This is a genomic window from Pseudomonas fragi (genome assembly GCF_002269505.1).
In the GTDB taxonomy this organism is placed as follows: Bacteria; Pseudomonadota; Gammaproteobacteria; order Pseudomonadales; family Pseudomonadaceae; genus Aquipseudomonas; species Aquipseudomonas fragi_D.
On sequence record NZ_NQKQ01000001.1, the window covers coordinates 200,028 to 212,353 of the forward strand.

Below are 12,326 nucleotides of genomic sequence, written 5' to 3' on the forward strand. Positions count from 1 at the left end.
GCGGACCTCATTCAGTTCGTTGTCTGGCGCAGCAGCATGGTGCCGCCGCGCTGGGTGAATTCAAGTTTTTTCAGCGCACTCATGCCCAGCAGCACTTGCTCGCCTTCAAGCCCCGGGGCCGCCACTGCACGCACGTCGCGCAACACAATGGCACCCAGTTGCAGGCGGTCGATGCGGGTCTGATAGCCCTGAGTGCGACCATTGGCAGTGTTCAGCGTCACCGGGACGCCTTTGGGCAGTGCCAGTTGCCTGGCCAGGTCCATCGGCACCGCCACATCCGTGGCGCCGGTATCGAGTAAAAATTCCACCGGCACGTTGTTGATCCGGCCGCTGGCGACAAAATGACCCTGGGCGTTACCGAGCAGTTTGACTTCGATATAACCCTCGCCTTGCTGCGAGGTAACTTCAGTATTGGGGTTTTGCTGACGCTGTTCCCAGCGCCCGAAAAATTGCGCGGCCAGATACAAACCGGCGCACCAGGCCACAATCATAAAGACCCGACCCACACCTTTACCCGGCGTTTGCTCGCTCATGATTTGGCGCTCCAGCCACCTTGCGGGGCAACAAAACGCCAGATAACGGGGCGTTTTTCGCCATCGGCGCGGACATGGTTACCATTGTCGACTCCGACCCAGGCGCCTTTGGCATCCAGGCTCAGGGCCTCGGTGTTGCCGTAGCCGGTGTTATAGCGCCGCCCTTCGGTCAGTGCATCATTGGCAAACGACCAGCAGCGCTCTATCTCGCCCGTGTCCGGGGTGCGCCGACAAATGCGATAGGCCATGCGCTCAAGGGTAAACAGCTTGCCCTCGAACAGCGTCAGGTCGGCAAAGTCCTTTTGCTGAGCCTTGCCCTTGAGTTGCGCCGGTGGCTGCTCAAGGCCGCCTTCGCTCATCAACACGCAGCCGTTTTCGCAGTCCCACACACTCTGTTTTTTGCGAATAGTCAGCAAACCACGGCGCTCACGCTCGGCCGCCAGCCATATCTGATTACCCTGCGGGTTGACGGCAATCCCCTCAAACAGCGCATTGAAATGCAGCAACATGCCGCTGGCACGGGCCTGACGCACCAGCGCCGGGTCGATTTTAAGCCATGAAGGCGCCCCGGCCTGAGGGATTTGCAGCACCGCTGCATGGGACTCACTGACCACGAACCGGTTGCCCGCCTCATCGCAACTGATCCCTTCAAAATCCAGCTCGCCGCCGCGCAGCGGGCTGATGGCCTTGCCCATCATGCGCACGCCCCACGGCAAGCCGCTTTCCGGGGCTGGCGGCACATCAACAGGCAAGGCTTCGGCGTGCCACAGTGGCTCGCGGGTATCGAGGCGATAAATCTGATCATCATCGCGATCAGACACCGCCCACAGCTCACCCGAACACAATGCCAGCCCGGACAGATTACCACCGCGCATGCCTTCAACCGGATGCTCTGATTGCAACGCCAGCTCTGGCCAGGCATCGGCCATGACCGGCGCAGCACCCAGACAGAGCAAGCCCAGCAAGGCACTGCGCATCAGGCCAGCACCTGCGCCAGGTTGCCTTTGGATTCGAGCCAGGACTTGCGGTCACCGGCGCGCTTCTTGGCCAGCAGCATGTCCATCATCTCTGACGTGGCGGCAAAGTCCTCAAGGGTCAGTTGCACCAGGCGCCGGGTGTTCGGATCCATCGTGGTTTCGCGCAACTGTGGCGGGTTCATCTCACCCAGCCCCTTGAATCGCGTGACCTGCGGCTTGCCGCGTTTTTTCTCGGCTACCAGCCGGTCTAGGATGCCATCGCGCTCGGCTTCGTCCAGGGCGTAGAAAATCTCCTTGCCCAGATCGATACGGTACAGCGGCGGCATCGCCACATAAATGTGGCCGGCATCCACCAGCGGGCGGAAGTGCTGCACGAACAAGGCGCAGAGCAAGGTTGCGATGTGCAGGCCGTCGGAGTCGGCGTCGGCAAGGATGCAAATTTTGCCGTAACGCAACTGACTCATGTCTGCCGCGCCCGGATCGACACCGATGGCCACGGCAATGTTGTGCACTTCCTGACTGGCCAGCACCTCGCTGCCGTCGACTTCCCAGGTATTGAGGATCTTGCCGCGCAACGGCAGGATCGCCTGGAATTCCTTGTCCCGCGCCTGCTTGGCCGAGCCGCCTGCGGAATCGCCTTCCACCAGGAACAGTTCGGAGCGCATCGGGTCCTGCCCGGCGCAGTCAGCCAGTTTGCCAGGCAATGCTGGCCCCTGGGTGATGCGCTTGCGCTCGACCTTTTTACTGGCCTTGAGCCTGCGCCCGGCGTTGTTGATTGCCAGTTCAGCCAGTTGCATGCCCAACTCGGGGTTGGCATTGAGCCACAGGCTGAAAGAGTCCTTGATCACGCCCGAGACAAATGCCGCCGCCTCACGGGATGACAGACGCTCTTTGGTCTGGCCCGAGAACTGGGGTTCCTGCATTTTCATCGACAGCACGAACGCAATGCGCTCCCACACGTCTTCAGGCGCCAGCTTTACGCCACGCGGCAGCAGGCTGCGGAACTCGCAGAATTCGCGCATGGCATCGAGCAAACCCTGGCGCAGACCGTTGACGTGAGTACCGCCCTGGGCGGTGGGGATCAGGTTGACATAGCTTTCCTGAACGCTGTCGCCGCCCTCGGGCAGCCACAGCAAGGCCCAGTCGATGGCTTCTTTGTTACCGGCCAGACTGCCGCAGAACGGCTCATCGGGCAGGCGTTCAAATTCGCTGACGGCATCGACCAGATACGAACGCAGGCCGTCTTCGTAATGCCACTCGACCTTTTCGTTGGTGTTTTTGTCTTCGAACGTAACCAGCAGCCCCGGGCACAGCACGGCCTTGGCCTTGAGCACGTGCTTGAGGCGGCTGACGGAAAACTTGGGTGAATCGAAGTATTTCGGGTCCGGCGCGAAGTACACGCTGGTGCCGGTGTTGCGCTTGCCCACGGTGCCGATGATTTCCAGATCGGTGGCTTTATAGCCATCGGCAAAGGTCATCTGGTACTCGTTGCCGTCACGCTTGACCTTGACCCGTACCAGCGTCGACAGCGCGTTGACCACCGAGATGCCCACGCCGTGCAGGCCGCCGGAGAACTGGTAGTTCTTGTTGGAGAACTTGCCGCCGGCGTGGAGCTTGGTGAGGATCAGCTCGACGCCCGGCACGCCCTCTTCCGGGTGGATGTCCACCGGCATGCCGCGCCCGTCATCGCTGACTTCCAGCGAGTGATCGGCGTGCAGAATGACGTGCACCGCCTTGGCGTGGCCAGCCAGGGCTTCGTCGACACTGTTGTCGATGACTTCCTGGGCCAGGTGGTTGGGCCGACTGGTGTCGGTGTACATGCCGGGGCGTTTGCGCACCGGGTCGAGGCCCGAGAGGACTTCGATGGCGTCGGCGTTATAAGAGCTAGCGCTGGGAGTGGCCATAGGGTCTCGTCGTTAGTCGTAAGTGAAAATAAGGGCCATTCAACGGGCGCCTTAAAGGGCCGCGAAGTCGATGGTTTGAAACTGTTCGGCGCCGATCCCTGCAAAGTTCAGCAGATCGGGCAATTGCTGGGCAAAGCCCTGATAACTGTGATCACCGCCGGCCTCGATACGCAACGTACACGCCGCGTAATACTGTTCAGCGTAGCGGTAGTCCAGGGTTTCATCGCCGGTCTGCAACCACACCTGACAACGCTGCGCGTCCTGGGGGGCTGGCACTTCCAGCTCGGCCAGCGCCTGCACGTGATCGTGGGTCAGTTCCCAGGTTTCGCCGCTGTAATGATTGGTTTGCGTACCCAGATAGCCGTCGAACATCCGGTGCGGGCTGACGGCCGGGTTGACCAGCAAGGCCTTGAGGCCGTGTTGACGGGCCAACCATGTCGCATAGTAGCCGCCGAGCGAGCTGCCTACCAGCAAAGGGCAGCCCAGCTCACGGATTGCGGCCTGCAATTGGGCGATGGCCTGACGCGGATGATGATGCAGGGCGGGTACACGCAGTTGCTCACCAAGGCCCATGCGTTGCATCACCGTTATCAGTTGCGAGGCCTTCTTCGACTCGGGGGCGCTGTTGAACCCGTGGATATACAAGATGGAACCCGACATGCGATGACCCCCGAAGACCCGTTAAGCTGAACACAGCATCAAGAAAGACGCGCAGTTTAGCCTGACTCAGGGGCAATGACTCGCTTCAAGATATTTCAGTAATTGTTGGCGCTGTAATCCGGCTCGAAGGTGAAATCCGCCAGGCGCGACACGCCAGTTTGCAAGGTGCCATCCGGTTGCAGGCGCAACCAGCGATACCCTGGCGCCTCACCACTGACCTTGAAGTCCGGGCTGCCGACAGCGAACTGGATGCAGGTAGAAGGCGACGCCAGCAACCGCACATGGTTGCGCTGCTGGTCAAACGGCTGATGGACATGCCCCCACAGCACCGCACGGACCTGTGGATAACGGTCCATGACCGACCAGAACTCCTTGGCATTGCGCAGGCCGATAGGCTCCAGCCACTGGCAGCCCACCGACACCGGGTGATGATGCAGACACACCAGATGATGGCGGTCGGGCGCTTCGCTCAAGGACTGCGCCAGCAACTGCAACTGGTCGTCCTCCAGGTAACCGGGAGTGGAATGGGGCACCGCCGAATTGAGCAGTGTAATGCGCCAATTGCCGATATCGATCACGGGCTCCAGCAGGCGGCTTTGCACGGCAGCTTCACGCATCTGCGCAAGTTGATCGTGATTACCGGGGATCCAGCGGGCAACACCGCCCAGCGGTGACGTCATGTGGCGAAACAGCTGATAGGCCTCGACACTGCCGTCCTGGGTCAAATCGCCAGTGGCCAGCAGGCCGTCTATGTGCGGTTGCTCGGCGCGCACCAGGTCGATGACCTGTTGCAGGCTTTGCGCGGTCTTCAGGCCCAGCAGCGAGCCATCAGCATCAGCAAACAGGTGGCTGTCAGAGAGCTGCACCAGCAGCACCGGATCTTCGGTGGTCAGCGTGGATACATTCGGCAAGGAGGCTCTCCCGGGGAGGTTTTTCTTCAAGGCTAGCGCACTTCTGCGTATTCATGGCCACAGGCCAGACAATGGCTCAACCACTCACCCAAAAACACATTGAGCTGGGCTTTTTCGTCGGGCTGGTGCATGGCGATATTGGGGTAGGGATAAATGCTGCGAAAACGCCGCGCATGCTCGGCCGCGACCACTTCGGCCATGCGTGCATCGTGATACACCTGCACCTGCAGTTGGGGCACCGGCAACCACGGCAAACTGTGCTCCTGGCTGACACGCAGGGTGCTGGTGTACGGGCAATCGAGGATCACCTCCAGCGTCAGCACGCCCAGCATCTGGTCGCCCTGGGTCACGGCAATCTGACGAGGGCCGGGTTGCTCGCGCATTTCAGGCAGCAAACGCATCAGGCGCGCATAGTTGGCCTCGCAAGCGGCCTGCAGCCCGATCAGATCGACCCGATAACGATCGCGAACCCCATTTACGACCATAACCCCCTCACTTCAGCGCGATTAAGCGCCAACCATTGCAGGGCAATAATGCTCGCTGCATTGGAAATACGCCCATCACGAACTGCTTGCAGCGCATCTTCGTACGCCCATACCGTTACACGAATATCTTCTGCCTCTTCTTCAAGACCATGCAAGCCCCCCACACCTTCAGAAATGCAACGGCCCAGATAAAGATGAACAAACTCGGTGCTGCCACCCGGTGACGGAAAATAGCGGGTGATGGGCCACAGGGACGAAAACGTCAGCCCGGCTTCCTCTTCACCTTCGCGGTGAGCGACCTCTTCCGGTACTTCGGCCTTGTCGATCAACCCGGCAACCAGCTCGATCAGCCACGGTGTTTCGGTCTTGCCCAGAGCGCCGACGCGAAACTGCTCGATCAACACCACTTCATCACGTTGCGGGTCGTAGGGCAGTACGCACACCGCGTCATGACGCACAAATACTTCACGACTGATCTCGCGGCTCATGCCCCCGGCAAAGAGTTCGTGACGCAGGTGCACGCGATCAAGTTTGTAAAAACCCTGATAGCCGTTCTCGCGCTTTACGATCTCAACGGCGCGTGGCGTGGCCTTGGTAATGTCAGTCATTGCAAACCCCTTGCTGGCGAATTTCACCGTGGGCGGACCCTCGGCATCGCGCATCCTAACGCGCCTGAGACTCGCGATGCAGCCTCTTTTATAACGCAGGGATAGACGGATTGCCTGCAAAACAACTCTAATTGGCTCTACATAAGCTTAGTGGCGAACCGATGCCCATGCTGGCAGTCGAACCACCATTATTCCCTTACTCTTTCGACGATGAAGGACGACCATGTCGCTTTTAAAGTTTGCTTCCATGACTTGCATCGCCCTGACCCTGGGTGCGTGCCAAAGCGTGTTCCAGCCTGCGGTGCAAAAGCCGCTGGCGTTTGCCAATGACGCTTCCGAGCAAGTCAAGGCAGGCTGCACCGGCCAGGATTGCCCGCTGGTGAATATCGACACGCTACATTTCCCCGATGCACCCAAGCTCGATGCGATGATCGAAAATCGCCTGCTGCGAATGACCGTCAACTCGCCTGACGACAAACTGGCGCCCTCGCTCAACGCCTACCGCGAACACTTCCTGCGCACGGCCGACAGCCGTAACAGCACTTATCTGCAGGCCAAGGTACGCGAACAGCATGACGGTCTGGTGATAGTCGAGCTGTCCAGCTACCTGGACACAGGTGGTGCCCATGGCATGCCGGGGCGCGGGTTTATCAACTACTCACGCTCACAGCAAAAGGACGTGACCTTGCAGGACATGTTGCTGCCGGGTCAGGAGCAGGCTTTTTGGGGCGCCGCCAAAGTGGCTCACAACAACTGGTTGATCAGCAGCCATTACGGCAGTGACCCGGAGTTCGTGAAAAACTGGCCATTCCAGAAAACCCCGCATGTCGCATTGCTCAAGGACAACGTGGTGCTCAAGTACGACGTGTACAGCATTGCGCCCTACTCTGAAGGCCATGTTGAACTGAAGATCCCGTACTCGCGCCTGAACGGGATTTTGAAGCCTGAGTGGTTTCCGGGTAAGGGCTGAGCCAGAGCCACCCTCACCCCAACCCTCTCCCTTAGGGAGAGGGAGCTGATCTGTGGTGTTACGCAGACCTGCTTGCGCCTTTAGTCCCCTCTGCGTCCGGGAGAGGGGCTTTTAGCGTAAACCCCAACACCCACTGCAACCCACCGGCCAGCAGCAACGCGGGCAATGTCGCGCCTATATCCGGCAGCAAGTTCGCCAGCAGGTGATAAGTCACCACCCCACCCACCCAAGCCAGCAAACTCGGCCAGCGCAGCAGCGTCGGCGTGACCCGGGCACTGCGCTTGCGCAGGATAAAGTGATCCACCAGCACCACGCCGAACAATGGCGCGAACACCGAGCCGATCAGCAGCAGGAAGTTCTGATATTGCGCCAGCGGCGCAAAGCAGGCTATCAAGGTGCAGACCACGCCGATGGCCAAGGCCAGATGCTCGACTTTCAAACGCAACAAAATCCCGCCAGACACCGCCGCCGAATGAATATCGGCAAATGCGTTTTCCGACTCATCGAGCAAGATCAGCAGCAACGGAATCCCCAATCCAGCGCCTGCCAGCGCCAGCAACAGCGCATTGACTTCGCCACTCGGGGCGAATGCCAGGGTGTAGGCCACGCCCAGGCTCATCAACCAGAAGTTGCCAATAAAGAAGCCCAGCGCCGTGCCGCCGAACACACTTTTGGCCCGCTTGCCGAAGCGCGAGTAATCCGCGATCAGCGGCAACCAGGACAGCGGCATGGCAATGGCAATGTCAAAACCCACGGCAAACGGCAGCGAACCATCGCCTTTTTGCGCCCACAGTGCAGCCAGATCGGCCTTGGCGAACAGGTTCCAGGTCAGCCATAGACAGGCCGCCAGCAGTAACCAGATACCCCATTTGCGCAGAATCTTGCGCACAAAGGTCAATGGCCCGCTCACCGCAAGCAAGGTGGCCAAGGCGCCGAACAGCAACGTCAGCAACAGGGGGTTGCTCAACAGGCTGCCTTCGCCAAAAGCCCGGGCGCCAAGCAGGCTGGCTGCGTCGCGCATCACGATGATTTCAAACGAGCCCCAGCCGATCAGTTGCAGCACGTTGAGCATGGCCGGCAGCATGGCGCCCCGGCTGCCCAGGCTGAGCTTGAGGGCGGCCATGGATGAAAGGCCGGTATCACTACCGATCACACCTACCGAAGCCAATAGCGACACGCCTACCAGCGTGCCGAGAAAAATTGCCAGCAACGAACCCGACAGCCCCAGCCCCGGCGCAAGCAACGCACCAGTCTGCAACACCATCAGGCCGATACCGAGGGAAAACCACAGAGAGAACAAATCGCGACCGCCGAATGCACGCCGGTCCAGAGGGACAGCACGGTCGGGAGAGTAAGTACCGGGTGTGTTCAAAGAAATGAATCCCACAAAGAGAAAACCGCCTAAAAAACCCTGTGGGAGCGGGCTTGCTCGCGATGCAATCAACTCGGTACTTCTGAATCACCGAGGTGCTGCAATCGCGAGCAAGCCCGCTCCCACAAGGGAACTGCTACATCACACTTTTTTATACAGCTGACTGCCTTCCTGCTTGAAGCGCTCGGCCTGTTCGGCCAGGCCTTTGGCTACATCCACGTCGATGGCATCTATGCGCTGGTTGGCAGCGTAGATGCGCACTTCCTGGGTGATTTTCATCGAGCAGAATTTCGGCCCGCACATGGAGCAGAAATGCGCGACCTTGGCCGAATCCTTGGGCAGCGTTTCGTCGTGGTACGAACGCGCAGTGTCCGGGTCCAGGCCGAGGTTGAACTGGTCTTCCCAGCGGAATTCAAAACGCGCCTTGCTCAGGGCGTTGTCGCGGATCTGTGCGCCAGGGTGGCCCTTGGCCAGGTCGGCCGCGTGGGCCGCGATCTTGTAGGTAATGATCCCGGTCTTCACGTCATCCTTGTTCGGCAGGCCCAGGTGCTCCTTGGGCGTCACGTAGCAAAGCATGGCGCAACCGAACCAGCCGATCATCGCGGCACCAATGCCCGAGGTGATGTGGTCGTAACCCGGCGCAATATCGGTGGTCAGCGGGCCCAGGGTGTAGAACGGCGCCTCGTCGCAGCACTCCAGCTGCTTGTCCATGTTCTCCTTGATCAACTGCATCGGTACGTGGCCCGGGCCTTCGATCATGCACTGCACGTCGTGCTTCCAGGCGATCTTGGTCAGTTCGCCAAGGGTTTCCAGCTCGCCGAACTGCGCCGCGTCGTTGGCGTCGGCAATCGATCCCGGACGCAAGCCATCGCCCAGCGAGAAGCTGACGTCGTAGGCTTTCATGATTTCGCAGATTTCGTCGAAGTGGGTGTAGAGGAAGTTCTCTTTGTGGTGCGCCAGGCACCACTTGGCCATGATCGAACCACCACGGGACACAATCCCGGTCACCCGCTTGGCGGTCAGCGGCACATAGCGCAGCAACACGCCGGCGTGGATGGTGAAGTAGTCCACACCCTGCTCGGCCTGTTCGATCAGGGTGTCGCGGAACAGCTCCCAGGTCAGGTCTTCGGCCACACCGTTAACCTTCTCCAGCGCCTGATAGATCGGCACGGTACCAATCGGCACCGGCGAGTTGCGGATGATCCACTCACGGGTTTCGTGAATGTGTTTGCCGGTGGACAGGTCCATGACCGTGTCCGAGCCCCAGCGAATACCCCAGGTCAGCTTGGCCACTTCTTCTTCGATGGACGAGCCCAGCGCACTATTGCCGATATTGCCGTTGATCTTCACCAGGAAGTTGCGGCCGATGATCATCGGCTCCAGCTCAACGTGGTTGATGTTGGCCGGGATGATGGCGCGGCCGCGGGCGATTTCATCGCGCACGAATTCGGCGGTGATTTCTTTCGGGATGCTGGCGCCGAAACTGTGGCCCGGGTGCTGCTGGTCAAGCAGACCGGCGGCGCGGGCTTCCTGCAGCTTCATGTTTTCGCGGATGGCGACGTATTCCATCTCGGCGGTAATGATGCCCTGACGCGCATAGTGCATCTGGGTAACGTTGGCACCGGCCTTGGCCCTGCGCGGGTTTTTCACGTGGGCAAAGCGCAGTTTGGTCAGCTCTGCATCTTCGAGGCGCATCTGGCCGAAGTTCGAACTCAGGCCCGCCAGACGCTCGGTGTCGTCACGGTCATCGATCCAGGCCGAACGCACATCGCCCAGGCCTTTGCGCACGTCAATCTGCACGGACGGGTCGGTATACGGGCCGGAGGTGTCGTAGATCAATACCGGGGCGTTCACTTCGCCGCCAAAATCGGTAGGTGTGACATCCAGGCTGACTTCACGCATCGGCACCAGAATGTCGGGGCGCGAACCCTGTACGTAGACTTTTTGCGAGCGGGTAAACGGCTTGACTGACTGTTCATCGACCTTGGCCGAATCACTGAGGTTGATCGCGTTTTTTGGTTTTGTACTCATCACGGCTCTCCAGACTGCATCCAGGCGGATTGTCGGAGGGAGAACCTGAAAAATGTACGGATGCACCCAAGGACTGGGTGCTGAGTGACGACCTCGAACAACTGATCACTTTTTGACCAATCGATCCCGGACAGCACTCAAGAGGACTCGCCGGGAGACGAGAAATCTTGTTCCCTACGCAGGCGTTAACCTGATCAGGTTCAACGGGATCCGAAATTATTCGATCTCAGCCTCATAGCAAGGCACCCCGACAAGAACGGGCACAGTCTAGGACAGCGGCAATTTTTTAGCTACAAGCTGAAAGCGGCAACTTGCAGATGCTCTATCTTGCCCAAAACTACTACACTCGCTACTTCCTGAAACCGCGAGTCGGACTCGGGCTTTCATTTTTCGCATTCTTGAACTAGGGATCGCTCATGCTGCGCAAACTATCACTGGCTATCGCCGTGTCTTGGGCGACCAGCGCAATGGCGCTGGACACCCCCGCCCCATTGTCCAGCCAAAACGGTCTGGTCAGCGTGTACCACGAAGCGGTCGACAACAACGCCGACCTGGCAGCTGCCCGCGCCAACTATTCGGCACAAAAGGAAGTGGTGCCCCAGGCCCGCGCCGGTTTGCTGCCCAATCTGTCGGGGGGCGCCGAGTCGAGCAATGTGCGCACGGCCATCGACCAGCCGTCGCTGACCACCACCCGCAGCGCGATGGTGTACCAGGCCACGCTGGCACAGCCGATTTTCCGGATTGACCGCTGGTTCCAGTTGAAAGCCGCCGAATCGATCAACGAACAGGCCGCCCTGCAACTCTCGGCCACCGAGCAAAATCTGATTCTGCAAAGCGCCAATGCCTACTTCTCGGTACTGCGCGCCCAGGACACACTGGCCGCGACCAAAGCCGAAGAAGCGGCGTTCAAGCGTCAGCTTGACCAGTCCCGCGAGCGCTTTGACGTGGGCCTGTCGGACAAGACCGACGTGCTGCAATCCCAGGCCAGTTACGACACGGCACGGGCCAACCGGATGCTGGCGCAGCGTCAGGTAGAAGACGCCTTTGAATCCCTGGTTACCCTGACCAACCGCCAGTACAACGCGATTGAAGGCATGCGCCACACCTTGCCGATCTTGCCGCCGATGCCCAATGACGCCAAGTCGTGGGTCGACACCGCCGCGCAGCAAAACCTCAACCTGCTGGCCAGCAACTACGCGGTGAGCGCCGCTGAAGAAACCCTCAAGCAACGCAAGGCGGGCCACGCGCCAACCCTCGATGCCGTGGCGCAGTACAAAACCGGCGACAACGACGCCTTCGGCCTGAGCAACCCCAACGCCCTGAACCAGCGTTATGGCGGCGACGTGTCGCAACGCAGCATCGGCGTGCAGTTGAATATCCCGATCTACAGCGGCGGCCTGACCAGCTCGCAAGTGCGTGAATCCTACTCGCGTCTGGACCAGACCGAACAACAGCGCGAAGCCCTGCGCCGCCAGGTGGTGGAAAACACCCGCAACCTGCATCGCGCGGTGAATACCGACGTTGAACAGGTATCGGCACGCAAACAGTCGATCATCTCCAACCAGAGCGCGCTGGAGGCCACGGAAATCGGCTACCAGGTGGGTACCCGCAATATCGTCGACGTGCTCGACGCCCAGCGCCAGCTGTACAACTCGGTGCGCGACTACAACAACAGCCGCTACGACTACATCCTCGACAACCTGCGCCTCAAACAGGCAGCGGGCACGCTCAACCCCGGGGATCTGGAAGCGCTGTCGCATTACCTCAAAGCCGACTACAACCCGGACAAGGACTTCCTGCCACCGGACCTGGCCAAGGCTGCCGAGGCCAACCTGCGCTCGCCGGGCAACTGATTCGCCCAGCGCCCTGATTGCT

General features: G+C 60.0%; 11 protein-coding genes and 1 riboswitch. Of the genes, 2 read left to right on the plus strand and 9 right to left on the minus strand.

Translation table 11 applies throughout. From position 1 onward, the window contains the following. Positions 1-11: 11 nt before the first annotated feature. The 7 genes from CJU81_RS00875 to CJU81_RS00905 all read right to left on the minus strand — a co-directional run bounded on the left by CJU81_RS00875 (position 12) and on the right by CJU81_RS00905 (position 6,078). Complete coding sequence (locus tag CJU81_RS00875) at positions 12-533, minus strand: retropepsin-like aspartic protease family protein (RefSeq protein WP_095035134.1); 522 nt, start codon at positions 531-533, stop codon at positions 12-14. Next, positions 530-1,510 (minus strand): esterase-like activity of phytase family protein, encoded by a 981-nt coding sequence (locus CJU81_RS00880; RefSeq protein ID WP_095035135.1) that lies wholly within the window; start codon positions 1,508-1,510, stop codon positions 530-532. The genes CJU81_RS00875 and CJU81_RS00880 overlap by 4 nt, the downstream gene beginning before the upstream one ends. After that, on the minus strand, positions 1,510-3,414 hold the full coding sequence (gene parE / locus CJU81_RS00885) for a DNA topoisomerase IV subunit B (RefSeq protein WP_095035136.1): 1,905 nt from the start codon (positions 3,412-3,414) through the stop codon (positions 1,510-1,512). The genes CJU81_RS00880 and parE overlap by 1 nt, the downstream gene beginning before the upstream one ends. 51 nt (positions 3,415-3,465) lie before the next feature. After that, positions 3,466-4,074 carry a YqiA/YcfP family alpha/beta fold hydrolase gene (locus CJU81_RS00890; protein ID WP_095035137.1) on the minus strand — a complete coding sequence of 203 codons (609 nt, stop codon included), beginning with the start codon at positions 4,072-4,074 and terminating at the stop codon, positions 3,466-3,468. A gap of 95 nt (positions 4,075-4,169) precedes the next feature. After that, the gene (cpdA, locus tag CJU81_RS00895; protein WP_095035138.1) at positions 4,170-4,985 is read right to left on the minus strand and encodes a 3',5'-cyclic-AMP phosphodiesterase; all 816 of its coding nucleotides are present in this window, start codon (positions 4,983-4,985) and stop codon (positions 4,170-4,172) included. Positions 4,986-5,017: 32 nt separating this feature from the next. After that, complete coding sequence (locus CJU81_RS00900; RefSeq protein WP_095000935.1) at positions 5,018-5,470, minus strand: DUF1249 domain-containing protein; 453 nt, start codon at positions 5,468-5,470, stop codon at positions 5,018-5,020. Then, a complete protein-coding gene (locus tag CJU81_RS00905) occupies positions 5,461-6,078 on the minus strand; it encodes an NUDIX domain-containing protein (protein WP_095035366.1) in 618 nt (205 codons plus the stop codon). The genes CJU81_RS00900 and CJU81_RS00905 overlap by 10 nt, the downstream gene beginning before the upstream one ends. A 223-nt stretch (positions 6,079-6,301) precedes the next feature. Between CJU81_RS00905 and CJU81_RS00910 the strand changes: the two genes are divergently transcribed. Next, complete coding sequence (locus CJU81_RS00910; protein WP_020467805.1) at positions 6,302-7,048, plus strand: RsiV family protein; 747 nt, start codon at positions 6,302-6,304, stop codon at positions 7,046-7,048. Between the two features lie 58 nt (positions 7,049-7,106). Here CJU81_RS00910 and cytX read toward each other — a convergent pair whose 3' ends face one another. Together cytX and thiC are read right to left on the minus strand one after the other, a co-directional pair. Continuing rightward, the gene (cytX, locus tag CJU81_RS00915; RefSeq protein WP_095035139.1) at positions 7,107-8,420 is read right to left on the minus strand and encodes a putative hydroxymethylpyrimidine transporter CytX; all 1,314 of its coding nucleotides are present in this window, start codon (positions 8,418-8,420) and stop codon (positions 7,107-7,109) included. A gap of 141 nt (positions 8,421-8,561) precedes the next feature. Next, positions 8,562-10,451, minus strand: coding sequence for a phosphomethylpyrimidine synthase ThiC (gene thiC, locus CJU81_RS00920; RefSeq protein ID WP_095035140.1), 1,890 nt, complete (start codon positions 10,449-10,451; stop codon positions 8,562-8,564). A gap of 154 nt (positions 10,452-10,605) precedes the next feature. Then, a riboswitch (TPP riboswitch) is annotated at positions 10,606-10,711 on the minus strand. A 156-nt stretch (positions 10,712-10,867) separates the two neighbouring features. On the opposite strand from thiC, the gene CJU81_RS00925 reads away from it, so the two are divergent. Then, positions 10,868-12,304: a TolC family outer membrane protein gene (locus CJU81_RS00925; RefSeq protein ID WP_095035141.1), complete on the plus strand. Its 1,437-nt coding sequence runs from the start codon at positions 10,868-10,870 to the stop codon at positions 12,302-12,304. Positions 12,305-12,326 lie beyond the last annotated feature (22 nt).